General features: G+C 52.5%; 28 protein-coding genes. 19 read left to right on the forward strand and 9 right to left on the reverse strand.

Going from position 1 to position 24767, the window contains the following annotated elements:
* Positions 1 to 11 precede the first annotated feature (11 nt).
* A complete protein-coding gene (locus KQI79_RS13795; protein ID WP_230193096.1) occupies positions 12 to 734 on the forward strand; it encodes a GNAT family N-acetyltransferase in 723 nt (240 codons plus the stop codon).
* Positions 735 to 1045: 311 nt separating this feature from the next.
* Positions 1046 to 1189 (forward strand): hypothetical protein, encoded by a 144-nt coding sequence (locus KQI79_RS13800; protein ID WP_216538831.1) that lies wholly within the window; start codon positions 1046 to 1048, stop codon positions 1187 to 1189.
* A gap of 116 nt (positions 1190 to 1305) precedes the next feature.
* Here KQI79_RS13800 and KQI79_RS13805 read toward each other — a convergent pair whose 3' ends face one another.
* Complete coding sequence (locus tag KQI79_RS13805; protein ID WP_216538832.1) at positions 1306 to 1902, reverse strand: AAA family ATPase; 597 nt, start codon at positions 1900 to 1902, stop codon at positions 1306 to 1308.
* 226 nt (positions 1903 to 2128) lie between these two features.
* Here KQI79_RS13805 and KQI79_RS13810 point away from each other — a divergent pair, with 226 nt between their 5' ends.
* From KQI79_RS13810 to KQI79_RS13830, 5 genes are read left to right on the forward strand one after another with little or no spacing between them, the layout of a single operon-like run.
* On the forward strand, positions 2129 to 2953 hold the full coding sequence (locus tag KQI79_RS13810) for a phosphotransferase (protein ID WP_253298145.1): 825 nt from the start codon (positions 2129 to 2131) through the stop codon (positions 2951 to 2953).
* A gap of 22 nt (positions 2954 to 2975) precedes the next feature.
* Entirely contained in the window at positions 2976 to 3824 is an 849-nt protein-coding gene (locus KQI79_RS13815; protein ID WP_216538833.1) for a nucleotidyltransferase domain-containing protein, read from the forward strand.
* A gap of 18 nt (positions 3825 to 3842) precedes the next feature.
* Positions 3843 to 4724 (forward strand): phosphotransferase family protein, encoded by an 882-nt coding sequence (locus tag KQI79_RS13820; RefSeq protein ID WP_253298146.1) that lies wholly within the window; start codon positions 3843 to 3845, stop codon positions 4722 to 4724.
* A gap of 36 nt (positions 4725 to 4760) precedes the next feature.
* On the forward strand, positions 4761 to 5300 hold the full coding sequence (locus tag KQI79_RS13825; protein ID WP_216538834.1) for a GrpB family protein: 540 nt from the start codon (positions 4761 to 4763) through the stop codon (positions 5298 to 5300).
* 37 nt (positions 5301 to 5337) lie between these two features.
* Positions 5338 to 6099 (forward strand): class I SAM-dependent methyltransferase, encoded by a 762-nt coding sequence (locus tag KQI79_RS13830; RefSeq protein ID WP_216538835.1) that lies wholly within the window; start codon positions 5338 to 5340, stop codon positions 6097 to 6099.
* Here the strand turns inward: KQI79_RS13830 and KQI79_RS13835 are convergent.
* From KQI79_RS13835 to KQI79_RS13855, 5 genes are all read right to left on the reverse strand, one after another.
* On the reverse strand, positions 6057 to 6227 hold the full coding sequence (locus KQI79_RS13835; protein ID WP_216538836.1) for a hypothetical protein: 171 nt from the start codon (positions 6225 to 6227) through the stop codon (positions 6057 to 6059). The genes KQI79_RS13830 and KQI79_RS13835 overlap by 43 nt on opposite strands.
* Before the next feature lie 303 nt (positions 6228 to 6530).
* Positions 6531 to 7184 (reverse strand): transcriptional regulator, encoded by a 654-nt coding sequence (locus tag KQI79_RS13840; protein ID WP_216538837.1) that lies wholly within the window; start codon positions 7182 to 7184, stop codon positions 6531 to 6533.
* Between the two features lie 195 nt (positions 7185 to 7379).
* Positions 7380 to 7790: a nuclear transport factor 2 family protein gene (locus KQI79_RS13845; protein ID WP_216538838.1), complete on the reverse strand. Its 411-nt coding sequence runs from the start codon at positions 7788 to 7790 to the stop codon at positions 7380 to 7382.
* 297 nt (positions 7791 to 8087) lie between these two features.
* On the reverse strand, positions 8088 to 8363 hold the full coding sequence (locus KQI79_RS13850) for a YxcD family protein (RefSeq protein ID WP_216538839.1): 276 nt from the start codon (positions 8361 to 8363) through the stop codon (positions 8088 to 8090).
* A gap of 3 nt (positions 8364 to 8366) precedes the next feature.
* Positions 8367 to 8795 (reverse strand): hypothetical protein, encoded by a 429-nt coding sequence (locus KQI79_RS13855; RefSeq protein ID WP_216538840.1) that lies wholly within the window; start codon positions 8793 to 8795, stop codon positions 8367 to 8369.
* Positions 8796 to 9055: 260 nt separating this feature from the next.
* On the opposite strand from KQI79_RS13855, the gene KQI79_RS13860 reads away from it, so the two are divergent.
* Genes KQI79_RS13860 through KQI79_RS13870 form a run of 3 tightly spaced genes read left to right on the forward strand, consistent with a single transcriptional unit; the run spans position 9056 to position 10807 of the window.
* Positions 9056 to 9385: a PadR family transcriptional regulator gene (locus KQI79_RS13860; protein ID WP_216538841.1), complete on the forward strand. Its 330-nt coding sequence runs from the start codon at positions 9056 to 9058 to the stop codon at positions 9383 to 9385.
* Positions 9378 to 9950, forward strand: coding sequence for a DUF1700 domain-containing protein (locus tag KQI79_RS13865; RefSeq protein ID WP_216538842.1), 573 nt, complete (start codon positions 9378 to 9380; stop codon positions 9948 to 9950). Before KQI79_RS13860 ends, KQI79_RS13865 begins: the two co-directional genes overlap by 8 nt.
* A 2-nt stretch (positions 9951 to 9952) precedes the next feature.
* The gene (locus KQI79_RS13870) at positions 9953 to 10807 is read left to right on the forward strand and encodes a DUF4097 family beta strand repeat-containing protein (RefSeq protein WP_216538843.1); all 855 of its coding nucleotides are present in this window, start codon (positions 9953 to 9955) and stop codon (positions 10805 to 10807) included.
* A gap of 52 nt (positions 10808 to 10859) precedes the next feature.
* Here KQI79_RS13870 and KQI79_RS13875 read toward each other — a convergent pair whose 3' ends face one another.
* A complete protein-coding gene (locus KQI79_RS13875) occupies positions 10860 to 11435 on the reverse strand; it encodes a beta-class carbonic anhydrase (protein WP_216538844.1) in 576 nt (191 codons plus the stop codon).
* Between the two features lie 36 nt (positions 11436 to 11471).
* Positions 11472 to 11795 carry an iron-sulfur cluster biosynthesis family protein gene (locus tag KQI79_RS13880; RefSeq protein WP_216538845.1) on the reverse strand — a complete coding sequence of 108 codons (324 nt, stop codon included), beginning with the start codon at positions 11793 to 11795 and terminating at the stop codon, positions 11472 to 11474.
* A 118-nt stretch (positions 11796 to 11913) separates the two neighbouring features.
* Here KQI79_RS13880 and KQI79_RS13885 point away from each other — a divergent pair, with 118 nt between their 5' ends.
* Positions 11914 to 13428 carry a carboxypeptidase M32 gene (locus KQI79_RS13885; protein WP_216538846.1) on the forward strand — a complete coding sequence of 505 codons (1515 nt, stop codon included), beginning with the start codon at positions 11914 to 11916 and terminating at the stop codon, positions 13426 to 13428.
* A gap of 60 nt (positions 13429 to 13488) precedes the next feature.
* Here the strand turns inward: KQI79_RS13885 and KQI79_RS13890 are convergent, their stop codons facing one another.
* On the reverse strand, positions 13489 to 13812 hold the full coding sequence (locus tag KQI79_RS13890; protein WP_253298147.1) for a DUF4190 domain-containing protein: 324 nt from the start codon (positions 13810 to 13812) through the stop codon (positions 13489 to 13491).
* A 201-nt stretch (positions 13813 to 14013) separates the two neighbouring features.
* Here KQI79_RS13890 and KQI79_RS13895 point away from each other — a divergent pair, with 201 nt between their 5' ends.
* The 8 genes from KQI79_RS13895 to mutL all read left to right on the forward strand — a co-directional run bounded on the left by KQI79_RS13895 (position 14014) and on the right by mutL (position 24745).
* Positions 14014 to 15024, forward strand: coding sequence for an ABC transporter substrate-binding protein (locus tag KQI79_RS13895; protein WP_216538848.1), 1011 nt, complete (start codon positions 14014 to 14016; stop codon positions 15022 to 15024).
* 19 nt (positions 15025 to 15043) lie between these two features.
* Positions 15044 to 15820 (forward strand): ABC transporter ATP-binding protein, encoded by a 777-nt coding sequence (locus KQI79_RS13900; RefSeq protein ID WP_216538849.1) that lies wholly within the window; start codon positions 15044 to 15046, stop codon positions 15818 to 15820.
* A 15-nt stretch (positions 15821 to 15835) separates the two neighbouring features.
* Positions 15836 to 16627 carry an ABC transporter permease gene (locus KQI79_RS13905; RefSeq protein ID WP_216538906.1) on the forward strand — a complete coding sequence of 264 codons (792 nt, stop codon included), beginning with the start codon at positions 15836 to 15838 and terminating at the stop codon, positions 16625 to 16627.
* Positions 16628 to 16725: 98 nt separating this feature from the next.
* Positions 16726 to 17682 carry an aromatic acid exporter family protein gene (locus tag KQI79_RS13910; RefSeq protein ID WP_216538850.1) on the forward strand — a complete coding sequence of 319 codons (957 nt, stop codon included), beginning with the start codon at positions 16726 to 16728 and terminating at the stop codon, positions 17680 to 17682.
* Positions 17683 to 17774: 92 nt separating this feature from the next.
* A complete protein-coding gene (locus tag KQI79_RS13915; protein ID WP_216538851.1) occupies positions 17775 to 18335 on the forward strand; it encodes an outer spore coat protein CotE in 561 nt (186 codons plus the stop codon).
* Between the two features lie 143 nt (positions 18336 to 18478).
* Positions 18479 to 19975 carry a putative amidoligase domain-containing protein gene (locus tag KQI79_RS13920; RefSeq protein ID WP_216538852.1) on the forward strand — a complete coding sequence of 499 codons (1497 nt, stop codon included), beginning with the start codon at positions 18479 to 18481 and terminating at the stop codon, positions 19973 to 19975.
* Between the two features lie 58 nt (positions 19976 to 20033).
* Positions 20034 to 22760, forward strand: a complete 2727-nt coding sequence (gene mutS, locus KQI79_RS13925) for a DNA mismatch repair protein MutS (protein WP_216538853.1) — start codon at positions 20034 to 20036, stop codon at positions 22758 to 22760.
* Positions 22761 to 22783: 23 nt separating this feature from the next.
* Positions 22784 to 24745: a DNA mismatch repair endonuclease MutL gene (mutL, locus tag KQI79_RS13930; RefSeq protein ID WP_216538854.1), complete on the forward strand. Its 1962-nt coding sequence runs from the start codon at positions 22784 to 22786 to the stop codon at positions 24743 to 24745.
* The last annotated feature ends 22 nt before the right edge of the window (positions 24746 to 24767 follow it).

Genomic DNA, 24767 nt, shown 5'->3' on the forward strand with positions numbered 1-24767 from the left:
GAGGGATTAGATTGAACATTCAGGAAGAACTCAAACCAACCGCTCATGAGTTGATGGAGCTCCATATTGAAGCGCTGTTCACCCATGACCGGAATATGCGGCTCCGGACGGTTAACGAGCCTTGGCCCGGGGATAAGGATCCTGCTCCCCGATTTATATTAGGGCGAACGATAGAGGGGACGGCCGTCTGCCGGTTTCGGCACGATGTTCCGGATGCAATCGCCGGGCAATTGGAAGAGTTATGCGCCGATGAACCGAAAATGTCGGATATTCATATGAAACCGAAACATTTCGAGTCGTATATGGCACTTCTGCAAGGGAGGGAGCATACGGCGGGACCTTGTTATCTCGTGCCTGCCGTCACCTCTCCGTCAACGGATGCGGTCGCCATTACCCGCGATAATATTGCCGAGCTCCTGCACGACGATTTCGAATGGCTGGTCTCGGAGATTGATTTTGTGCAGCCTTGCATCGCAATGGTGCGCGATAACAAGGCGGTTTCGATCTGCCGCAGCGTCCGCATCACACCGAGGGCGCATGAAGCGGGGCTCGAGACATTGACTTCTTATCGCGGAAGAGGCTGCGCCGCCGAGGCCGCGGCCGGATGGGCAGCGGCTGTAAGGCGACTCGGGCGCCTTCCTCTGTACAGCACTTCCTTGGAAAATCTCTCTTCCCAAAGCGTCGCGAGGAAGTTGGGATTGTTTTTATACGGAGTAAATTTGATTATCAAATGAGTCAATTTCATAATAGCTTGCACGGCTGACAGCCCGTCGAGCGAGCTAACGAAACGCTAACACGCTAATGCCTGCTAAATCACCTTGTTGCCGATGCAACGAAACTGAAACACGCTAATGAGGGGAAAAAGGCGGTAAAACAGCCGATTTCCGGGGAATAACGATACCTGCTTTCGTTAGGATTGGAACGTCTTCATTTTGAGCCCAATAAGGATTGTTAGTTTCGTTAGCGCCAAACAAGAAGCGTAGGTCCGCGGGGGATCGCCTTCGAAATACTTGAATATCTGCAATAGCTCATGCGCGACCAGGAGGTGAATCGTTATTGGGGCTATGCCCGTCAAGGATCGTATGAAGAAATCGTAAGCGTATTTCAAGAATATGTAACCGGAGATGAACCGACCGACCCTTATTTGATTCTCTATGGCGACTTCCAATCGGATATATACAAACGTTGAAGGGAGTGAAGTGATTATCCAGACGATGGACAATATGTCGATCTTACGAATGCGGCGGTTGCGTCATCAATCCGGAGACGAGCAATAAGGCGGCCATTCGCGTCTATGAAAACGCATTATACGGGAAAGCGAATATGCTTCAGTTGCGTTTTCAAACGTTCGAGTCTTCTTCCCAACTTTCCTTTGCGATCGGGCCGCAAGCCGACGTTCGCCATCGAGGCAATCGTTTCCGCAACCTGCTCAATCGACATCCGATCCGTATCCAGATGATGCTTGAAAACATCGTCAGACAAACCTTGCACGCATCGATCAATCTGCCGCATCGGCCATGAACTGCTTCGTTCGCCTCGTTTGCGCAGTCTTTGCCGCAGCACTTCCTTTGAAGCGCATAATGCAAAATGATGGACGACGACGCCGTCATTCCTTAACCTCCCGACGATTTCATCAAAATATTGGGGGTTAACGATTGTCATAGGCACAATGATGGTCCCTCCATATTCGCTGTATATATGTTTCAACATCGAGACATTAAATTCGCGCCACATCGCATAATCTTGAAAATCGTCCCTGGACATTTCTCTGGGGATGTTTTTTCGGATATAATAGCCTGCATTTTCCGGATCGAATACGAATGAATCGGACAATCTTCGATGTAGCTCAAAAGCGGTCTGCGTTTTCCCGGCCCCGAACGCGCCGTTTAACCATATAATCATCGTCTTGCCTCCCATCATTTCATTTTTTTTCATTATTGCCTAAATATCGTTCCGCGGCAATATCGATCGATCGCTTCATCTATGTTACAATTTTATGGAAATGATCATAGGAGGCGTTGTTATGGTTAGCGATACGATTACGATACGGGTACAACAAGCGAGGGAGAACCGCATCATCGCCCGATAAACTGCGTGATTCCCCTCAATATGAGAAAGGGGTATCCCATTGAACGAAGAATTGGCAACAGATGAAGCGAAAGACAATGAACGCAATGAGCGCGAGGAGGAAAGGGTATTGTCCGCCGCCAAATCCGTCAGCCATAAGTACAATATGGTGCTGCGGCCGGCGGGAGCATGGTCCCGGAGCGTACATGCAGTGCTCAAACATTTAGAGTCGTGCGGTTTCGCGGCGGCGCCGCGTGTGATCGGCTCCGGCTTTGATCTTGAAGGCCGCGAGACGCTCGGTTATATTGAGGGCGAATTTGTGCATCCCGGCCCTTGGAGCGACGAAGGACTGGCCGCAGTCGGCCGGATGCTTCGCCGGCTTCACGACGCGGCGGCTTCCTTCGAAGCGCCTGTCGATGCCGAGTGGCAACCATGGTTTTTGCGCGAATTGGGCGGAACGCAACGAATTATCGGTCACGGCGATGTGGCGCCTTGGAATACGGTGACGCGCGGCGGGATGCCGGTTGCGTTCATCGATTGGGAGTATGCCGGCCCGATCGATCCGATGGTCGAACTGGCGCGAGCATGCTGGCTTTTTCCGCAGCTTCATGACGACGATGTAGCCGAAATGGCTGGTTTGCCGCCATTGGACGTCCGGGCGCGGCAGCTCCGTCTCTTTGCCGACGCTTACGGCGTTGCCGCCGATCAGCGGCGGACTTTGGCGGATCGAATGATCGAAGTCGCGATTTGCGAGACCGCCGAGGAAGCGATCGAGCGACATATTACCCCGGACAGCGAAGGGCCGCTGTGGGGTTTGGCGTGGAGAGCCCGCGCGGCAGCCTGGATGTTGAAGAACCGGGCCGTCTTGGAACGAGCGCTGTACTAACTGAAGTGAGAAGGAGATTAGCATGATTTCTGTATCCGAAATTATCGAAGAGACAACGAAAGCGTTGCAAGACGCGCCCGGCATTGTAGGCATTGTCCTGGGCGGTTCAAGGGCAAGAGGAACGCATCATCCAACATCCGATATAGATATCGGCATTTATTACGATGAATCGGCAGGTTTTGACGTAAGGCATATCGGACCCATCGCCGCGAAATTGGACGACGAGCATCGAGAGAATTTGGTTTCGGAGTTGGGCGGATGGGGACCGTGGGTCAATGGCGGAGGATGGCTCGTTGTGCAAGGATTTCATGTCGATCTTATTTTTCGCGATGTAACAAGAGTTGCGAAGGTGATCGACGAATGCTTATCCGGTTCCGTCACGGCGAATTACCATGCGGGGCATCCTCACGCATACTTGAACGTCATGTATATGGGCGAAATATCGATTTGCAACATTTTATCGGATCCGACCGGTCGAATTGCCAAGCTGCAGGCGAAGACGGCGCCGTACCCGAAAGCGGTGCAGGATGCGATCATTCGCTATTTTATGTTTGAAGCTTCTTTCTCGCTGATGTTCGCGGATAAGAATGTCGATAAAGACGATATTTCTTATGTTTCCGGCTGTTGTTATCGAACGATTTCCTGCTTGAATCAAGTTTTGTTCGCCATCAACAACGAATATTGCATTAATGAGAAAAAAGCGGTAGCGACGGCGGATCGATTCGCAATGAAGCCCCATGGTTACAAGAAAAGAATAGATCGGATCGTCACGCTGTTGTCTTCGAACACCGGCAGCGCCAGGGAAGGCGTCGACATGCTCAAAGACCTTGTTGCCGAAACGGAAAAGCTGCTTCCGATTCAAACTAACTGAACATCGAAGGTGTGTAAAATGAATATGGCGGTAGACAACCAATATGCGAAATCGATTCAACGCATATACCCCGAGCTGTTCATACATTCTGTCGAGCGCTTCGGTTCCGGGCAAAATAACGATACGGTGCTCGTTAACTCGGAGCTCGTATTTCGTTTTCCAAAGTATGAGGAAGGGATCGAGCAGTTAGAGCGCGAGGCTGTTTTTTTGCATCGTATCGTCGACCGCGTTCCGATGGAAGTTCCCCGTCCGATATACCGCAGCTTTTACCCGAACGGCATAGGGGACGCGTTTATCGGGTACAAGAAAATTGCCGGAGAACCGCTCGAGACGGAAATGCTTCATACGATTCGAGACGAATGCGAACTGCGTCGATTAGCCGGTCAATTAGGCTTATTCCTGAAACAATTGCATACGATGGAGCCGGACGATATCGGCTTGTACGGGACGGCTGACGGCGTTTATGCGGAATGGTCGAATATGTACGAACGCATTCAAACGAAGCTCTATCCCTATATGAAACAGGAAGCCCGGCATTGGACAGATTTCCATTTCACGGGCTTTCTGAAGGACAAAGGAAACTTCGAGATCGCCCAGGTGCCTATTCATGGCGATTTCGGCACTTCGAACATATTATATGATTCGCACAGAAGGCATATTAGCGGCATCATTGATTTCGGTTCGGCCGGCATCGGCGATCCGGCTGTCGATTACGCCGGTCTGCTAGCTTCTTATGGGGAACGCTTCTTCCGTTTCGTCGCGGATGAATATCCGGAAGCGACGGACATGATGGACCGAATCGTCTTTTATCATGGTACGTTTGCTCTGCAGGAGGCCTTATTTGGCATCGAGAATAACGATCCCGCAGCGTTCCGGAACGGTATGGAACGTTTTCGCTAGCGGACTGAACGGTAGATAAGAAAGAGGGGCATTGAAATGCAAGAGATTAAGATTGTCAATTATAACGAGAATTGGAGCGAAGCTTTTGAAACGGAGAAAAACAACATATTCGCTCTTTTCGAGGGCGAAGCGGCGGCCGTCGAGCATGTGGGAAGCACGTCCATTCCCGGCCAAGCGGCCAAGCCGATTATCGATATTTTCGTCGGCGTAAACTCATTGCAACCGTTGGCATTTTACGAATCGAAGTTTGATTCCGATTGCTACCGTTATGTCCCTACGGGCATGAACGGAAGATATTTATTTGCCAAATATACCGATGGAACATGGACGCACAATATTCACATCCTCCCGTTCGACGATGGATTTTATGCGCGGAATGAGTTTCTTTTGCGGGATTATTTGCGAGAGCATCCCGATTTGGTGCGGGAATATGGAGAAATGAAAAGGCGTTCCGCCCAATACGATGGAATGACGATGGAACAATATACCCGCTCGAAAACGGAGTTTATCCAAGCGGTCGTCGATGCGGCAAGAACGGAAAAGGGATTGCCGCTGCAAAATGTTTGGGAAGATTGATGAATCTGTATCGTGCGGATGAAGGAGTTTGCGAAAGATGGACATTATTGAACATAATAAAGGGAATTGGAATGATAAGGTAGCGAAACAAAATCAATGGACCGTTCCTGTCGGCCGCGAGGAAATCAAGCGAGCGCGGGAAGGGGAATGGACGATCGTCGTTACGACGGAAAAACCGGTTCCGCACGAGTGGTTTCCGGAACTAAAGGGCAAGCGGGTATTATGCCTTGCCTCCGGCGGAGGGCAGCAAGGCCCGATCTTGGCTGCGGCGGGAGCGGAGGTAACCGTACTCGATTTCTCGGAAGAGCAATTGAAGCAGGATGCATTCGTGGCCGAACGCGACGGCTTAACCATTCATACGGTTCTAGGTTCGATGACGGATTTAGGCATGTTCGATGACGCGACGTTCGATCTCATTGTGCATCCGGTATCCAATGTGTTTATTCCGGATATTCAACCGGTATGGGAAGAAGCCTATCGCGTATTAAAGCCGGGCGGAACGTTGATCAGCGGGTTTATGAACCCGGTCTTCTATTTATTCGACTGGAAATTGCAGGAACAAGGCATTCTTCAAGTGAACCATAAGCTTCCGTATTCCGATTTGGATTATGCCTCCGAACAAGAAATCGCTGAGAGCGGGGACGCTCTGGAATTCGGGCATACCTTGGAACAACAAATCCAAGGGCAGATCCGCGCCGGGTTTATGATTGCCGGATTTTACGAGGATACGTTCGGCGGAACCCGGTTATTGGATCGCTATTGCAGCAGTTTCATCGCGACGAGAGCGATCAAGCCGTAACGCTGTCCGCAATGCGAACAAACGACCTCCGTCATTTGGACGGGGGTCGTTTCCGTTTCGTTCGCAAGTGGCGGATAGACGGGAAAAGTCGTGCCTGCGCCAAGCGGACTCGCGACGTTGAAGCGCAAGCACCTAGCGTTTCGGTGGCACCGCCGTCCGAATGAGGCTCTAACGGAAGTCAGCGACCTTATTTTGCCGATAGAGCCTCTTTTTGAAATGTAACGGATCTGAGCGACCTTATTTGAGTTTTTTCCTACGGAAAAACGCGAATGATTAGCAAATAGCGGCGTATAGTTCCGTTACAATTTCAAAAGGGCCGATTTTTCGGAAATAGCGGCCGTGACATCCGTTAGAGTTGCTGCGCAAGGCGGCACGTACGATAGCGCTAACCTCGCTTTAGAGGGGACACGTACGATAGCGCTAACCCTGCTTTAGAGTTGCTGCGCAAGGCGGTACGTACGATAGCGCTGAACCCCGCTTGCGATGGAAAGCAAATTTTTGTCCACTAATTGATGAAGAATTAGTCTCGTTCGGCGCTCCGAGAGCCTCAAATGTTCGGCTAGCTCTTTGGGAGCGAAGGGACGTAAGAGCCTGCGGGCAAAACGCAACGTTTCCGCTTCCGCCCAGTCAAGCTGCGGCAACAATTCAATCGACAAAAACTTGCCGACAAAGGAAAGCGTCAGCTGCTTGCAAACCCCGGGATCGTCGCGAATCGATAAGTAGGCGACAGGAAGGAAATACCAATCGTCAAGGACGAGCAATGCCTGCTTCATACATAAATCTTTAAAACGGCTGACCTCGACATCCCTGGCATGGGAGCGATAACCATGAATTTCGATGCAGCCTTTCGCGCCGCCGGGCATATAAGCGAGGTCCAGATAACGGTATCCGTTATTGAAATCGCGCACCTCATATTCGGGATATAGATGATCCAGACTGCCGATCACGGGAAACCAGATCGATCGCAAAAACTCAATCGTTCCATGTCCCAACCCCTTTCGCAAAAGTTCACGCCGCCTCGGATTGTTCTCTTCGTTCGTTTGTTTCTGCAGCCAATCTTCATAAACCTGTTCGAATATACTCATTCTTATCGCCATCCTAACTCTATGATAAATGCAAAAAAGCCGCCTTGACACACAACATTAGAGATGTGCGATCAAAGCGGCATGTGCTTCACGCCGGTCGTTTTTTCAAAAGTATCATATTTTGGAGAACGGATCAAGCAGCTTCAATGACATTTATCTTCAAGCGAAAGCATGTTCGAAGGCACAATTGCTCATTTACGATACTTCAATCACATACGAAGTGATTTCTTTAATTTTGGCATTTTTCGCAGAACTGTTGAACAGATAGACATTGCAAAAAGCGTAACTTTTATTGTTCCCCAATCTCATGATGCCGTTGGCGGAGCCGGTATAGCCGTGCGTAATAATGTTGCTGATTTCCAGCTCGGTTATCTTGCTGTTCTTCATTTGCTTCAGCGCTTCGACCAATCGTTCTTTCCCTTGAATTCGTTTGCCGCCGACAATATTCCAAATGACGTCTTCCGTCATATTCTCGATTATGAAGGCGATATCGTGTTTGGCAAAAGCGATGTTCAGTTCTTTCAGCTGTGCTTTTTTTGGCGCGTTCCCGCAATCTACCGGGCATATCAATGTCAGGTTATCGTAATCTGGTTTCGTTGCAGTCATGAAATCGATCCTCCTTCACTTCGTTCGTTACGGAAAATAGGTTCGTGCAATTTCAATATACCATAAGTTATGTGCGAAAATTTCTTCCGGATTGCTCCAACCTGACATAGGGTTGTCAGCGGGACCAAGTAAAATAAAACGCAACGGACCGCGTAATTCCATGAATAAAGGAGAGGATCGATGCTGCAAGAGTATATCGTCATAAAAGGCGCAAGGGAAAACAATTTGAAAAACGTGTCGCTTAAACGCGAAAAAGGAATCGCGTCCTCTTCCGAATGCGATTCCTCTTTCGTCCGATTATCGAATGTCAGCCCAGATCTCGTCATCGAGCCCGAGTTGAATTTGATCCCGGAATACGCGCCGATCGTATTCGGTAAACAAATAACGTTCGATCGCCTCAAGGATATTGGCTTCCACCAAATATTGACTGCGTCCGTGCACCCATACTTCCGCGGTGTACCCGTGATCTTCATCCCAGCTCAGTTCCACTTCCACATCGGTCGGTTTCACTTGCTTGCGCTCCGCCATATGCAGGCAAATTGCGTTAATGATTTCATCCATACTTAAACGCATCGATCAATACCTGTTATTGTTATTGTCCGTCGCTTTGCGGCGCTGCGTAAAGTAAGTGAAGATCGAACGAATAACGAGGAACAAAATAAAGATCGCGGCTACATTCACTAAAAGCCCGAGCATGTTGCCCAAGAAGCCTTCGCCAAGCATGCTTCCGAACAGCATGCCCGCCAGGCCGCCCATCATTAAGCCGCCCAAAAAGCCTCCGCCGAATCCCCGATTGCCGGTCGTTCCCGCCGTCCCGGTATTTTGATTTTTCGTTCCGCTATTAGAGGAATTGACCGTGTTGTCGGTTTGCGATTTTTTCGGCGTGGTCGTGAACGATCTTTTCCCGGAACTGAATCCGCCGCCGCGTTTGGCATCGACGACGCTGGGAGCCGCAATCGCAAAAATCAGCGTGAATGCCATCAATACTGCAACAAATTTGCGCATGTTCTCTACCCCTTCTTGTTGAAATGATATGATAACCAAGAAGTATTACGCAGGCAAGGGGCATAGGTTTCAAAATTTTTCGGACGAAATTGAAAAAAATCGTCTTTTTTCTATTTAGTACCTTGCATCATTCACTACTGAATGTTATATTGATTTAGGTAGTGAATATTGTTCCATACTGAACGGCGATTAATAGCACGGCAACGTGCATGCGCTGAGATCTCGAAATGGCGATGCGCAAAGTGGAAGGAGGGGCGGTTATGAACGTTAATATCCAATTTAAAAAGGGTGTGCTTGAGCTTTGCGTATTGTTTCTAATCCAACGAAAGGACCAATACGGATACGAACTGGCGCAGCGGATTTCCAAGCATATCGAAGTCGCGGAAGGGGCTCTCTACCCGCTCTTGCGCCGTATGGTGAACGACGGTTATTGCACGACCTACTTGCAAGAATCTAGCGAAGGGCCGCCGCGCAAATATTACAAGCTGACCCTTAAAGGGGAATTATATTTACGGGACTTGATGGATGAGTGGAGAAAGTTCGTCGCAGGCGTGACCGGTTTGATCGAGGAGGGAGATGGACATGAATAAAGCGCAATTTATATGGTTGTTGAACAGCCAATTAACGCCGCTAAGAGAAGAGGAACGGCGGGAGCTGATGGCCGATTACGAGGCTCATTTCGCATTCGGCTTGCAAAACGGAAAAACGGAAGAAGAAATCGTAAACGAATTGGGAGATCCCGTGGAGTTGGCCAAGGAAATAGTAGGCGATCGGTATGAAGTGCCGAACCTCAATCGGCAAACGTATCAACCGTATTCGTCCAATCGGCCGAATGCCGGTAAAGGCCGTTCGGCCATAAAGGTTACCGCTCTCGTATTTCTGAATTTGCTCGCCGTGCCGATCGGTCTGGCGGCATGGTGCGTTTGGTTCAGCTTGGCGTTGGCGGGCGGCGCCTTGATTCTAGCGCCGTTGCTGTTTGCGGTGGATACGGCATTGACGCAAGCATTCGACGCTTCGAAAATGTATGCCTCTATTCTGTTGACCGGCCTGGGCATCTTGCTGGCCCTTGGGGCCGCCAAGCTGTTCCGCATCTTTAAAAAGACTTCGGCAGCGTATATCCGGTGGAATGCCGACGTTTCGAAAGGAAGAGCGTAACGATGAGAAAAATATGGGTTGCATTAGCGTTGATCTGTATCGTTGTCGGGCTGGGAGGACTGATATTTACCGGCTTCGATTTTATATACAATACGGGAGAAACGGAATATTCGAAAAAATGGACGTTTGAGCCAGGCCAATTGAATGCGTTGGACATAAAAAGCGATTACCGCGTTCGCGTGGAGTTCGTGCAAAGTCCCGATCATACCAATTTTATCGAAGTGAGAGGGAAGGCGTCCGAGGAAGTGGCCGGGAAAGTTGAGAAAGCGGCAATTGCCGGCACAGAGCTGCGGTTGGATTTGAAAAATGAATGGAAACTCGAGTTGAGGTTTTTAAACTTTTCGGGTATTGGGGAACAGGTCGTTACCGTGTCTTTGGCGGACGGTGCGATACTGGATACGCTTAGGGCCGATACGGGAAGCAATAGATTAACGATCGATCGCGCCCGTGTCAAGAACGCCTCTCTTGTGACAAGCTCCGGCGGGCTGCGCATCGACGGTTTGACCGCGGACGACATTCAATTGGCGTCAAGCAGCGGCTCAATCAGAGGAGAGAAGATTGCCGGCAATATCACGGTGAAGGGAAGTTCTGGGAAAATTTGGATTGAACAGTCGGAGGGAGCGGCCCGAATTCATTCGACATCCGGAAACGTCACGCTTACGCAAGAGAGAGTGAGCGAGACGGACGTACGTGCAAATTCAGGCAGCGTACGGATTACGGTTCCCCGCGATTTCGCCGGCGTCTATGACGTGCAGACCGGTTCAGGTTCGAAGAACGTGCCGGAATCGAAGGGACAGACCGATGAAGTCGTGAAAGTGAGGACTTCTTCGGGCAGCGTGAGAATTGTTCCATCATGAATGAAATGAAAGGCCGCCGGGAATTTCCGTTCCCCGCGGCCTTCAGTCGATATTATTTCGTTTTAATCCCGTCGTATCCGTCAATAATGAGATCCAGCTTGCCGGTTTCCGGATCCATCACTAATCCGTGAACCGGAATATGCGCCGGGAGAAGCGGATGTTTGCGAATCACCTCGACGCTGTGGGACACGCCTTCCTCGACGCATTCGAACCCGCGCAGGAACCGTTCCATCCGAATGCCGGAATTGGCAATCGTATCGAGCACGGTTTCGGAAATGCCGTTTTCTTTCATTTTCTCGACAACCGCGTTCGTATCCACTTTCATCATGCCGCAGCCGTGATGCCCGATCACGAGCACTTCGCTTGCGCCCAATTCGTATATGGCGATCAGAATGCTGCGCATCGCGCTGCCGAACGGCTGAGTAAGGATGGCGCCGGCGATTTTAATAATTTTGGCGTCGCCGTTGCGCAAGTTCATCGCTTTCGGCAGCAGCTCGACCAAGCGGGTATCCATACATGTGAGGATAACCATCTTTTTATCGGGAAATTTGTCGGTTAAATAGGCTTCATATTCTTTCTTCTCTACAAATTCTTTGTTGAATTCCATAATCGATTGAATCATTGACATATCACTAACTCCTTACTTGATAGAATACCGCGCAAGTTAACGTTTGTCGGTCAACTGCACGTTCGTACCGTATATTTGCTGCGGACTGGACAATTTAAATACGCCCGTTTTCGGGTCCGCATCCATATGCAATGTATCTTCGAAAAAAACTTCATGCCTTTGATCGATCCATATGGACAAATCGTCACTGTCTATCCGCCTGTCAAATTCGGTCGCTTCGTTTACAAGCCATAGACTCGGCACACCGTTGACTGCACAGCCGCATCCGTCCGTATCGTATATCAACTTGACGTTGCCGGGAGTTTCGCCGATCCGCCGCTTGATCGTTTGCAAAGCGTGTTCCGTAAAATGCATTCTCATCGCTATGAAGCACACTCCCTCGATTTCATATTTTCACTCTTATAAAAGTTGATTATACGGATTGCAAAAAGTATCATCAAGAGGTGAAAGAAAAAAAGTTGCGAGAGGTGACGGATTGATGAGTCAAAATGTTGAGCAAACGACGGAAAATTTTCGCAAACTGGTGCAAAAAATAAAAAGTTACGAGGAAGCGCTCGCGGTCATGTATTGGGATTTGCGTACCGGCGCGCCGCGCAAAGGGATGGAGGCCCGATCCGAAGTGATCGGCGTATTGTCCACCGAGATGTTCAAGCTTTCTACATCCGATGAGATGGGCGCGTATCTCGATGCGCTTACCGAGCCGGAGGCAAACGAACGGCTGGACGAGATCAACCGGAGAACGGTTGCGGAATGCAAAAAGGAATACGACCGCAGCAAAAAAATTCCGGCCGAAACGTATCAGGTGTACGTTGTGCTGACGTCGCAGGCGGAAACGATCTGGGAAGAAGCGAAGCATAAAGACGATTTCGCGATGTTTCAGCCTTATTTGGAAAAGATCGTCGCGTACAACCAGCAATTTATCGATTTATGGGGCGCGAAGGAGACGCGTTACGATACGCTGCTCGACATGTACGAACCGGATTTGACCGTCAGGAAACTGGATCAAGTGTTCGGCGAGCTCCGCGCCAAATCGGTGCCGCTTGTCGCCGCCATCGCGGAATCGGCCCATCAGCCGGATATGGCTTGTTTGCAGCAATCGTTCGACAAAGAGAAACAGCGAGCATTCAGCTTGTTTATGCTGGAGCGGATGGGATACGACTTCGAGGCGGGCCGACTGGATGAAAGCGTCCATCCGTTCGCGACCGGACTCAATCCGGGGGATGTGCGGATTACGACCCGATACGCCGTTGACGATATGGCGAATGCGCTGTTCAGCACCATTCATGAGGGCGGCCACGCGCTATACGAGCAAAATATTTCAAAAGACTTGATCGGCACGCCGCTATGCACGGGGACGTCGATGGGGATTCACGAATCCCAATCCCGTTTCTGGGAAAATATGATCGGCCGCAGCCGCGCGTTCTGGAACCGGTATTACGGCGATTTGCAAGCGCATTTCCCGGGGCAGTTGAATGTACCGGCCGAAACGTTCTACCGGGCGATCAATCGAGTCCAGCCGTCGTTCATCCGTACCGAGTCCGACGAGTTGACGTACAACTTGCATATCATTATCCGTTATGAAATCGAGAAGATGCTGTTTAACGAAGGGCTGAACGTGGCCGATTTGCCGGAAATATGGAACGAGAAATATAAACAGTATTTGGGTATCGTACCTAAGACTTACGCGGAAGGCGTACTGCAGGACGTTCATTGGTCCGGCGGAGGCTTCGGTTACTTCCCGTCTTACTCGCTCGGCAATATGTACGCCGCCCAATTCATGCATACGATCAAGCGGGAAATACCGGAGTTCGACCGTTTGATCGAACAAGGAAATTTCCAGCCGGTCAAAGCTTGGTTGATCGACAATATTTATCGTCACGGCAAGCTGCTGACGCCGGCGGAAATCGTACAAAACGTGACCGGGGAACCGCTCACCCCGTCCTACTTGATCGATTATTTGGAAACGAAGTTTAAAGATATTTATCGTCTGTAACGGAAACGCACGGAAACGCAAAAACTCTCCCAACGCTTGCCGCTAGGAGAGTTTTTTTGGTTAGTACCCGTAGATTTTGGTACTGTATATCACGAGAGTCAGTATGATAATTAGAAAAATAATAGCATAAAATACGAGGCCGATAATTCCGCATACCAATCCTGCGATTGCCATCCCTTTTCCGCCGTCTCCCGAACGTTTGATTTCGTTAAACGACAGTTTCGACATAATAATCGCGATAATCCCGATAATAAAGCCGATATATGGGATAATGATTGCGCAAATGCCCAGCACGAGCGCGGCGATCGCTTTGCCGTTCGTCTTCGGGCTCGTCGGATAAGACGGATACGGAGGGGGATAGTGTTGCGGTTGAAACTCGTTCATAGACATAGCTCCTCATGGAAATTTTTAGATTGATATCTTTACATAGTCCATTCTACTTATTTAAGCCGTTTTTTTCAAAATGTTTTTTTCTGCCGCCCGCGCGAAGGGCGGTTTTCTTTTTGCGGTTCGCGATTAACGCTTTTTTGGGCGCATGCATACATTACAATACAGCTTTAATTCGAGAAGATTGGAGGGATAAGCATGCATAAGCGAACCATGATCGTCGCATTGGTCTTTCTGTTGTGCAGCAGCCTTGGATTAGCGGCCTGTTCGGGGGGAAACGGCGGCAACGCGAAGGTCAAAATCGGGGAAGTAACGCGCTCGATTTTTTATGCGCCGCAATACGTCGCCCTTTCGCAAGGATTTTTCGCCGATGAAGGGCTGGATGTGGAATTGCAGACGACGGCGGGCGGCGACAAGACGATGACGGCATTGTTGTCGGGCGTCATCGATGTCGCATTGGTCGGGTCGGAAACGTCGGTTTATGTGTACCAGCAAGGATCGGAAGATCCGGTCATCAATTTCGCACAGCTCACGCAAACGGATGGAACGTTTCTCGTTTCGCGCACGCCGGACGATGATTTTCAATGGGACGATTTGAGAGGAAGCACATTTCTTGGGCAGCGCAAAGGGGGCATGCCGCAAATGGCCGGCGAGTTCACCTTGAGAAAACATGGCATCGATCCGCAGCAGGATTTGAATTTGATTCAAAATGTCGATTTTGCCAACATCTCTTCGGCGTTCGCTTCGGGAACCGGCGAATACGTTCAATTGTTCGAACCGGAAGCGTCGATTTTCGAAAAAGAAGGCAGAGGTTATGTGCTCGCTTCCTTCGGCGTGGAAAGCGGCCGCTTGCCGTATACCGTGTTCATGACGAAACAAAGCTACATGCAGAAAAATAAAGAAGTGGTGCAAAAATTTACGAACGCCGTCCATAAAGCGCAATTATGGGTGGATGCGAACAGTCCGGAGAAGATCGCGGATGCGATTTTGCCCTATTTCAAGGACGCCGATAAAGATATCGTCCTTCGCGTCGTGAAACGGTACAAAGATCAAGGCTCCTACGCCGCCGACCCCGTGTTGGACGAAGAAGAGTGGGCAAACCTGATGGCTGTAATGAGCGGCGCGGGAGAATTGAAGCAGGAAGTGCCGATCGACCGTATCGTCGATAACTCCTTTGCGAAGGAAGCGAAAGAGAAAGTAAAGCCGTAAGCAGGGAGGTCATACCAATATGATGCCAATGGTGGAATTGAAAGAAGTAACGCAAGTGTATGTGACGGACCGGGAAGCGACGCTTGCCGTCGACTCTTTTTCCATGCGCGCCGCTTCCGGCGAGTTCGTCAGCTTGGTTGGTCCGAGCGGCTGCGGCAAGACGACGATATTGTCCATCATTGCCGGACTGATCCGGCCGACGAGCGGCGAAGTAACGGTAAACGGCGTGTCCGTTCGCGGTCCTTCGCCTCAAGTCGGGTATATGCTGCAGCAAGATTACTTATTTCCTTGGCGGACGATTTGGCAGAATGCCTGTATCGGGTTGGAACTGACAGGCGGGCTGACTCCGCATAAGCGGGATTATACGCTTCATTTGCTGGAAGGAATGGGGCTTGCGGACACGATGAAGCTGTATCCGCATCAATTGTCGGGGGGAATGCGGCAGCGCGTCGCCCTTGTCCGGACGCTTGCGACGGATCCCGATATTTTGCTGCTGGACGAACCGTTTTCCGCGCTCGATTATCAAACGAAACTGCAATTGGAAGATCTAATCGTCGCCGCGATGCAACAACATCGCAAAACGGCGATTTTAGTAACGCATGACTTGTCTGAAGCGATTGCGGTCGGCGACCGCGTCATCGTGTTGGAACGAAATCCGGGCCGGTTCCGGAAAGCGTTCGACATCCCGCAGCATATTCGCGATACGCAGCCGCTGTATGCCCGCGAACAGGAAGGATTCAATCAATTATTCCGCGACGTCTGGAAAGAACTCGAAACGTCGGAAGAGAAGGGGTGATGTGCCGTGGCGAACATGCAAGACGCCCTCCAATCGATCTATCAATCGCATCGGAAACGGTTTAAGAAGAAGCAAAGGCTCGTCCTTTCGGTCCAAATCGTCATCTTAATCGCGTTTTTCGCCATGTGGGAAATTGCCGGTCGCCTGAAGTGGATTGACGTTTTATTGTTCAGTTATCCCAGCAAAGTGTTCGCGCAAATTGCCCGGGATTCGTTAGACGGATCGTTGTGGCCGCATCTCGGAATCACCGTCGGAGAGACGATCGTCGGTTTCCTGCTCGGCACATTGTTCGGGACGGGGCTGGCCATGTTGCTATGGTGGTGGGATTTTCTGGCGAAAGTTGTCGACCCCTATATGGTTGTATTGAACAGCATGCCGAAGGTGGCGCTCGGGCCGCTGTTTATTGTGAGCTTCGGTCCCGGTTTTATGGCGATCGTCGCGACGACGTTGTCAATTACCGTCATTATTACGACGCTAGTCGTGTACCAAAGTTTTCGCGAAGTCGATCCGAACTTCGTCAAGGTCGTCCGCGTGTTTGGCGGGAATAAACGGACGGTATTCCGGAAAGTCATCTTGCCCGCATCCGTTCCTGCTATCGTATCGACACTCAAGGTGAACGTCGGCCTGGCTTGGATCGGAGTCATCGTCGGCGAATTTCTCGTCGCCAAGATCGGACTCGGTTATTTAATCGTATACGGTTTCCAAGTGTTTAATTTTACGCTTGTCCTCTCTACATTGATTGTCATTGCGGTCGTAGCTACCGCTATGTATAAACTGGTCGCCTACATCGAGCGCAAATTGGCCTGAGTTGTGCGGCAATCGCATATGAAGTACCATAGAGAAGAACCGAACGTTGCCCGCATGGATCGAATCGGTAGAAATTTATGCTGCAGAGGGTTGAATCTATGGGAATACGTGTCATCAAGACTGCGATCGCAACGATGCTCGCGGTCATCGCCGCCGATCTCGCCGGGCTCCAATCGCCGCTGTCGGCGGGCTTGCTCGCCATACTCGGCGTGGAAGTGACGAGGAGAAGAAGCGTGCGCACGATCGTCGCCCGCTTTACCGGCTCCTTGCTCGGCCTGTTTCTAGCCAGCTTGCTCTTTAAGCTGCTCGGCTTCGACATATGGGTGCTCGCGCTTTACATTTTAGTTGCGTTTCCGCTGCTTGCCCGCGCCAATTTGAAAGACGGTATCATTACAAGCTCCGTCGTCGTATTTCATATTTTCGGCAAACAGGAAGTGAGCATGCTCGCGATCGGCAATGAACTCGCTTCCCTCGCCGTCGGTTTTGGCGCGGCAACGGCGGTGAATTTGATCTATATGCCCAAAGTCGACGAACGTTTATCTACGGTAAGGAACCAAGCGGAACAGCTCTTCTCCGCGATATTCGTCCAAATCGCCAACCATTTACGAGACGGCAACTACATATGGAGCGGCCGGGAATTGCTGGAAGCCCAAGAAGCGATCGACAGCGGCATCCAACTCGCGAATAAATCGGTCGAGAATCAATTGATTCGTCCCGACGATTCATGGCTTGTTTATTTTTATATGCGACAGCAGCAATTGGAATCGATTGAAAGAATGATGGCTATAATCTCTCAAGTATACCAAATTTTACCTCAAGGGGCGTTGGTGGCGGAATTGTTCGAACATTTGAGCGAAGACGTGAAGGAATCTCATTATACGGGCCGGGTGGAATTGTTGTTAGGCCGATTGGAAGAAGAGTTCCGCAATATGGAGCTGCCGCGCTCGCGAACGGAATTCGAAGTGCGGTCCGCTATATTGCAACTATGCCGGGAACTTGGGCAGTTCTTGGCAATAGCCAAAAAAAATAAGCCCTTATCTATGGCGGAAAAGTAAAATATATTAATTGCCGCGAGAAATTATTGTCACCCTAGACGAATGTCCTGCATACACTTTAATTGAATGATTGTATGGAGGAGGTTAATTCGATGGCAATGACAGATAAACATCATTGTAGAGAGATCATCACGAAAGCGATCTGCGGCAAAGGTCGTAAGTTCTCCACCGTAACGCATACCGTAACTCCGCCTCATAATCCGACCAGTATATTGGGGGCATGGATTATAAACCATCAATACGAAGCGGTTCGTGCAGGCGACGGGATTGAAGTGATCGGTACTTACGATATCAACATCTGGTATTCATACGACAAAAATACGCAGACGGATGTAGCTAAAGAAACGCTATCATACGTTGACCTCGTTCCATTGTCGTATCTGGATCCGAAACATAGAGCTTCTACGGAGGAAGTGTCTGCGGAGGCAACGCAAGAGCCGAACTGCGTAGAAGCTAACGTTTCTTCGAACGGAACAAGTGTATCGATACGTGTGGAACGGGAATTCGCGGTAGAAATGGTCGCCGAAACGAAAGTTTGTGTGAAAGTATGCCCGAACGGCTGTGGGGATCTGGATGACAAGGATTATGATTTCGGCGGCGAAGATAGCGATTTTGAAGATTTGGATCCGGATCTGTTGGATGAAGAACTGTAGATCGTTTTTTGTTACTCTATCATATGCAGCAGGTACGACAGCGTAGAGGGCGGGAGCCCTCCTTTTTTTCCGCATCGGAAAAAAATTTTCGAATTGCATTGCCGAAAGGCTCATCTCATGGTTTCAGGCCGGGAGGGACGGACTTGGAAGAAGATGCCGTATGGACGGACGGGAGAGGTATTTTCGTTCAATATGTCCCGCGCCGCAAACCGGAACGTTTGCTGCGCGCCATTAGCGAACGCGGCGCCGGCAAGAAGGCGGCATTGGAATCGGCTGCGGAGCCGAATAGCGCGGGAGCGCCGCATGCCTTGTGGATCAATTGGAGCGGCGGCCGGATACCGCCGCTGGCGGATCGGGCGGCCCCGGCCCGGCTGCGCAAAACGATCAACGAGCGGGCCGACGCCTTCCAGGCGATGACCCCGGAACGGATCGATCGCGCGCTCCGGCGAAACGGGCTCGCTTCGGCATGCGCGCAAACGGAAGGCGAAGCGCGGCGGACGGGTTACGATAGGATCTTGTTCTCCCGCCGCTATAAGCTGTACGTCTTCCACTTGCGGATCGCCGCCATCGTTCGGCTGGCCGATCGTCCGGGCGATCCGGTCGGCGAACGGAGAATCGATGCCGATGCGGACGTACCGCTGTTCAAGAAGATGACGCGTACCGCGGTGCGAGCCGCGTACAGCTTGGGAATCGACGCGGCGGAAGTGATCGTCGCGGCAAGAGAGCAGGGCCGATTGCATGTCGAATCGGTCTCGTTGCCGTGCGCCCGTATGGCCGATTGGCTTGCGGAGGCGTATGCGAAGGAGATCGTCGCATGCCTGAATCGGTTCGCGGAGGAACAGGAGCGGACGGAACCTGCCGTGCTCGGCATGGACCCGGAATTTATCCTGTTCGATTCCGAGCGGGAGAAAGTCGTTGCGGCGTCGCGCTATTTGCAAGTTCAGGGCGCCGCAGGATGCGACGCCTTCCGCATCGCAAGCCGGGACCGATCGTTGCATCCGCTGGCGGAATTGCGGCCGGAGCCAAGCGCCGAACCGCGCCAACTCGTCGTCCATTTGATGCGAACGATGCGGATCGCCGCCCGGCAAATAACCGACCCTTCGCTGCATTGGCTGGCCGGCGGCATGCCCCGGCGCGGTTGGGCGCTCGGCGGGCATATCCATTTCAGCCGTATATGGCTGAACGCCGAATTGCTGCGCGTGCTGGACAATTACATGGCATTGCCGCTTGCGCTCATAGAGGATCGTTCCGCCGCCGGACGCAGGCCTCGTTACGGCAGCTTGGGCGATTTCCGCGAGCAGCCGCACGGCGGATTCGAATACCGTACGCTGCCCAGTTGGATCGTTTCCCCGGTCGTGACGAAAGGCGTAGTCGCTTTGGCGCAGCTGCTCGCGATGCGGTACCGGCGTTTGAATCGCCGTCCCGCCTTCGAGGAAAGGCTGCTGCAGGCGTATTGCGACGGGGATGCCGACATGCTGTACGACGCCTTCCCGCCGTTGTACGAAGATTTGTCCCGGCTCGAAGAGTACGACCGTTACGCGGATTACATCGAGCCGCTCATGCGGCGGATCATGGCGCGCAAGCGGTGGGACGAACAAGCCGACATTCGCCGTTATTGGAAAATCGGCATCTTCTCATGAACATCGGGTTTGTTTCTGTTATAATAAAAAGATCAGGATAGTAGTTGGAGGTTCATGCATGCCGAAATATACGCCAATGATCGAACAATATTTATCCGTCAAAGCCGAAGCGCAGGACGCCTTTTTATTTTTCAGGCTGGGCGATTTTTACGAAATGTTCTTCGACGACGCCGTACTCGCGGCGAAGGAACTCGAAATTACGCTGACCGGCCGCGAAGGCGGAGCGGAAGAGCGCATCCCGATGTGCGGCGTGCCGTATCACTCGGCAGAAAATTACATACATAGACTTATTGAAAAAGGGTATAAAGTCGCGATTTGCGAACAGGTGGAAGATCCCGCGGCGGCGAAAGGCGTCGTGCGCCGCGAAATTGTACGCGTCGTGACGCCGGGCACGGTCATGGAGGGCAAAACGGTCGGAGAGCGGTCGAACAACTATATCGTCTGCGCAACCGAGCATGACGGCTATTACAGCATCGCGGCGGGAGATCTGTCGACGGGCGAATTGTACGTCACTTCGTTCCCGCGTTCCGACGAACGGCTGGCGGATGAAATCAACGTTTACTCGCCTTCGGAAATGATCGGCGACGGAGCCGCATTGGAACAAATGCGCAAAAGCGCGGCAAGCGTCAGCCATCCGGTCTTAATCACGGAATGGAGCCGATCCGACGACGAGTTGGCGCGGCGTCAATTCGGCGAGCCGGCATGGGCGCGGCTCGAATCGGCCCGCCGCCGCAGCGTATCGCTCCTTGTCGCCTATTTCAGCGAAACGCAGAAACGTTCGTTAGGACAATTCACGCAAATTCGCGATTACGAACCGGAACATTATTTGATTTTGGATCCTTTCACGCGCCGCAATCTGGAATTGGTCGAAACGGTGCGCGACCGCTCGAAGAAAGGCTCTTTGCTATGGCTGCTGGACCGGACGGAAACGTCGATGGGGGCCCGACTGCTGCGGCGCTGGATCGACAAGCCGCTGCTGCAGCGCGCGCTCGTCGAAGAACGCCAAGAAGCGGTGGACGTGCTGTATCATCAGTTGATTGTGCGGGAAGACATTCGCACGCAGCTGAAAGAAATATACGATTTGGAACGGCTTGTCGGACGGATCGCGTTCGGCAACGCGAACGGCCGCGATCTGCTCGCGCTCAAGACGTCCTTGCGCCAAATTCCGGCGTTAAAGGCGATTTGCGCCGAATCGGCGTCTTCCACGCTGCGGCGCTTGGCCGCCGGCCTGGACGAATGTACGGATGTAGCCGATTGGATCGACGCGGCGCTCGTGGACGAGCCTCCGGTATCGGTGCGCGACGGCGGCGTCATCAAGACAGGATACGATCCCCGCTTGGACCAACTGCACGAGGCGAACGTCAACGGCAAACGGTGGATTGCCGATCTGGAGCGGCGCGAACGGGAAGCGACGGGCATTAAATCGCTCAAGATCGGATTCAACAAAGTGTTCGGCTATTATATCGAGGTGACGAAGGCGAATGTCGGCGCGTTGCCGGAAGGACGGTACGAGCGGAAGCAGACGCTGACGAACGCGGAGCGTTACGTCACGCCGGAATTGAAGGAGAAGGAAGCTTTAATTCTTGAAGCGGAAGAGAAGATGACGGGGCTTGAATACGAGCTGTTCGTGGAGCTGAGAACGCGGATCGCCGGGCAAATCGGCCGATTGCAGGAGCTGGCGGAGAAGGTGGCCGAAATCGACGTATACCAATCGTTCGCTTCCGTAAGCGCAGCCGGACGATTTACGAAACCGAAGCTGACCGACGGCTACAGCCTCCATATCGAGGAAGGGCGCCATCCGGTCGTCGAAGCGGTCATGGACGGCGGCTCGTTCATCGCGAACCGGACGAGCCTCGACAAGAACGACGCCAACATTCTGCTCATTACCGGTCCGAACATGGCGGGGAAGAGCACTTATATGAGACAGGTGGCGCTCATTTGCATTATGGCGCAAATCGGCTGTTTCGTTCCGGCGCAGTCGGCGGAAATTCCGATGATCGACCGGATTTTCACGCGGATCGGGGCCGCGGACGATTTGATCGGCGGCCAGAGCACGTTTATGGTCGAAATGATGGACATCCAAGTGATGACGGAAAAGGCGACGCCGCGCAGTCTGGTCATTATCGACGAGCTCGGGCGGGGAACGTCGACCAGCGAAGGGATGTCGATCGCGCAAGCCGTGATCGAATACGTCCATAACTTTATCGGCTGTAAAGCGCTCGTATCCACCCATTTTCACGAGCTCGCGCATCTGGAGCAAAGTTTGCCCGGATTGCGCAACTACTGTATGGCCGTCCAGGAGAGCGGGGATAAAGTCACGTTTTTGCGCAAGCTGATTCCCGGCGCGGCGAGCACCAGCTACGGCATTTATTGCGCCCGTTTGGCCGGGCTGCCGGACAGCGTTATCGATCGTGCCTATGCCCTTCTGCAAGGCTTCGAGCAGGCCGAGGTCGCCGCGGCGGCTTCGTGGGCGCGGGGGGACGAAGCGGGCGGGGAACGGAAGGCCGCCGAATCTGTTGAGGCGGAAACAGCGGTTGCGGATGCTGCGGATGATACCGTTAGGGCCGAAACGGCGGCAATCGAGACGGAGATGGAAGGGCCGCAGGTCGTGCAGCTTGCCATGTTCGGCGAAGAGACCGAGCCGGCACCGAAGCCGTCCAAGAAACGTGAATTGAAAATGGAACGGGTCATCGAGCAATTGAAGGCGGCGGACGTCATGAATATGACGCCGCTGCAGGCCATGCATTTGCTGAATGAGTTGAAAATGCAAATGAAAGATCTGTAACGCGCGGCAAGGGAGGGAGAACAATGTCGAAAATTCAAATTTTGGACGAGCATATCGCCAACCAAATCGCGGCCGGCGAGGTGGTGGAACGGCCCGCGTCCGTGGTGAAGGAACTCGTGGAGAACGCGATCGATGCGGGCGCCACGAAAATCGACGTTTCGGCGGAGGAGGGCGGTCTGCAATCGATCCGCGTTGCCGATAACGGGGCAGGGATTGAAGCCGACGATTGCGAGGCGGCTTTCTACCGTCACGCTACGAGCAAAATCGCGTCAGGGCGCGATCTGTTCCAAATTCGCAGCCTCGGGTTCCGCGGCGAGGCTCTCCCGAGCATCGCCGCGGTGGCCAAGGTGGAATGCGTTTCTTCCGCGGAAGAGAGCGGCTTGGGACGCCGCATCGTCATCGAGGGCGGTTCGCTTAAAACGAACGAAGATATAGCAGCCGCCAGAGGAACCGATTTCCAAGTGAAGGAATTGTTTTATAATATGCCGGCGCGGTTAAAGTATATGAAGACGATTCAAACCGAGCTCGGCCATATTTCCGATACGATGTACCGAATGGCGCTCGCTTATCCCGGCATTGCCTTCACGCTCAAGCATAACGGCAATTTGCTGCTGCAAACGGTGGGCAACGGCGATCTGCTCCAAGTGATTGCGGCCGTTTACGGAACGGCCGCCGCGAAAGCGATGCTGCCTGTCGAAGCCGAGCATTTGGATTTTACCGTATCCGGTTACGTGAGCAAGCCGGAACAAACCCGGTCCAACCGCAATGCGATTTCCACTATCGTCAACGGCCGGCATATTCGCAATTACGTATTGAACCAGTCGCTGCTGCAGGCTTATCATACGTTTCTGCCGATCAATCGCTTCCCGCTTGCCGTGCTGCATTTCCGAATGCATCCGTCGCTCGTCGATGTCAATGTGCATCCGGCGAAGCTGGAGGTTCGCTTCAGCAAAGAGCAGGAATTAAGCCAGTTCGTACAGCAGGCGGTCGGCGATACGCTGAAGCGTCAAGTGATGATTCCGCAAGGAGCGAAGCCGGCGGCGGCCGCCAAATCCGGCGATTCGGTCATCCAGGAGCAGCTGCAGTTCTATGCGGCGGCGGCCGAATCGGCGCGAACGCATTCGGCGCCGATTCCCGGTGCGCCGCAATCCGGCGGCGCGGCAAGCGGCGCGCAGGAAGCGCCGCCGGCTCAGCGCGGCGAGCGGGAACTGCCGCCCCGGCCGGGCGCCGCTGCGGGCGACGTCGCCGAACGGTACGCGCCGGAGCCGCCGCGCACCGGCGCTGCGCCGCAAGCGCCCGCCACCCGCGGCCGGGCGGCGGAACCGCGGGAAGCCGCCGTGCCGCCCGCCGCGGCGCAGCGCGCGCAGCAGGCATACGCCGCGGCGGAGTCCGCGCGGCTGCCGGCGTTCCCGCAGTTGTCGCTGATCGGCCAAATGCATGGCACGTACTTGATCGCGCAGAACGAGAACGGACTATACCTGATCGATCAGCATGCCGCGCACGAACGGATCAATTACGAATATTACTTCGAACAATTCGGCAATCCCGCAGACGCCGCGCAAGAGCTGCTGCTTCCGATTACGCTCGAATTTACGCCGTCCGAAGCCGAATTGCTCAAGACGCGGTTGCCGCTGTTCGAACAGGCCGGAGTCGTATTGGAGCATTTCGGCGGCCAGACGTTTCTCGTTCGCGCGCATCCGTACTGGTTTCCAAAAGGGGACGAACAGGAGCTTATTCAGGAAATGGCCGAGTGGGTGTTGAAGGAAAAAGCGGTCGATCTGGCCAAATTGCGGGAAAAATCGGCGATTATGTGCTCATGCAAAGCGTCGATCAAGGCGAACCAAAAAATATCGGCATTGGAGGCGGACGTATTGATTGAGCGATTGGCCGCATGCAAGCAGCCGTATACATGCCCGCACGGCCGTCCGATTATCGTCAGCTTTTCAACATACGAGCTGGAAAAAATGTTCAAGCGCGTCATGTAGGCGGCCTGAACCCGCGCTATTT

Origin of the sequence: Paenibacillus sp. MSJ-34 (assembly GCF_018918005.1) — a bacterium.
Taxonomy (GTDB): Bacteria; Bacillota; Bacilli; order Paenibacillales; family Paenibacillaceae; genus MSJ-34.

Coding starts and splice junctions, on each gene's coding strand:
- KQI79_RS13900 (WP_216538849.1), top strand. CDS start 15,044: ATGATGCCAATGGTGGAATTGAAAGAAGTAACGCAAGTGTATGTGACG.
- KQI79_RS13880 (WP_216538845.1), bottom strand. CDS start 11,795: ATGAGAATGCATTTTACGGAACACGCTTTGCAAACGATCAAGCGGCGG.
- KQI79_RS13870 (WP_216538843.1), top strand. CDS start 9,953: ATGAGAAAAATATGGGTTGCATTAGCGTTGATCTGTATCGTTGTCGGG.
- mutL (WP_216538854.1), top strand. CDS start 22,784: ATGTCGAAAATTCAAATTTTGGACGAGCATATCGCCAACCAAATCGCG.
- KQI79_RS13840 (WP_216538837.1), bottom strand. CDS start 7,184: ATGAGTATATTCGAACAGGTTTATGAAGATTGGCTGCAGAAACAAACG.
- KQI79_RS13845 (WP_216538838.1), bottom strand. CDS start 7,790: ATGACTGCAACGAAACCAGATTACGATAACCTGACATTGATATGCCCG.
- KQI79_RS13875 (WP_216538844.1), bottom strand. CDS start 11,435: ATGTCAATGATTCAATCGATTATGGAATTCAACAAAGAATTTGTAGAG.
- KQI79_RS13805 (WP_216538832.1), bottom strand. CDS start 1,902: ATGATTATATGGTTAAACGGCGCGTTCGGGGCCGGGAAAACGCAGACC.
- KQI79_RS13915 (WP_216538851.1), top strand. CDS start 17,775: ATGGCAATGACAGATAAACATCATTGTAGAGAGATCATCACGAAAGCG.
- KQI79_RS13855 (WP_216538840.1), bottom strand. CDS start 8,795: ATGCGCAAATTTGTTGCAGTATTGATGGCATTCACGCTGATTTTTGCG.
- KQI79_RS13830 (WP_216538835.1), top strand. CDS start 5,338: ATGGACATTATTGAACATAATAAAGGGAATTGGAATGATAAGGTAGCG.
- KQI79_RS13895 (WP_216538848.1), top strand. CDS start 14,014: ATGCATAAGCGAACCATGATCGTCGCATTGGTCTTTCTGTTGTGCAGC.
- KQI79_RS13860 (WP_216538841.1), top strand. CDS start 9,056: ATGAACGTTAATATCCAATTTAAAAAGGGTGTGCTTGAGCTTTGCGTA.
- KQI79_RS13820 (WP_253298146.1), top strand. CDS start 3,843: ATGAATATGGCGGTAGACAACCAATATGCGAAATCGATTCAACGCATA.
- KQI79_RS13825 (WP_216538834.1), top strand. CDS start 4,761: ATGCAAGAGATTAAGATTGTCAATTATAACGAGAATTGGAGCGAAGCT.
- KQI79_RS13905 (WP_216538906.1), top strand. CDS start 15,836: ATGCAAGACGCCCTCCAATCGATCTATCAATCGCATCGGAAACGGTTT.
- KQI79_RS13815 (WP_216538833.1), top strand. CDS start 2,976: ATGATTTCTGTATCCGAAATTATCGAAGAGACAACGAAAGCGTTGCAA.
- KQI79_RS13885 (WP_216538846.1), top strand. CDS start 11,914: ATGAGTCAAAATGTTGAGCAAACGACGGAAAATTTTCGCAAACTGGTG.
- KQI79_RS13850 (WP_216538839.1), bottom strand. CDS start 8,363: ATGCGTTTAAGTATGGATGAAATCATTAACGCAATTTGCCTGCATATG.
- KQI79_RS13910 (WP_216538850.1), top strand. CDS start 16,726: ATGGGAATACGTGTCATCAAGACTGCGATCGCAACGATGCTCGCGGTC.
- KQI79_RS13865 (WP_216538842.1), top strand. CDS start 9,378: ATGAATAAAGCGCAATTTATATGGTTGTTGAACAGCCAATTAACGCCG.
- KQI79_RS13890 (WP_253298147.1), bottom strand. CDS start 13,812: ATGAACGAGTTTCAACCGCAACACTATCCCCCTCCGTATCCGTCTTAT.
- mutS (WP_216538853.1), top strand. CDS start 20,034: ATGCCGAAATATACGCCAATGATCGAACAATATTTATCCGTCAAAGCC.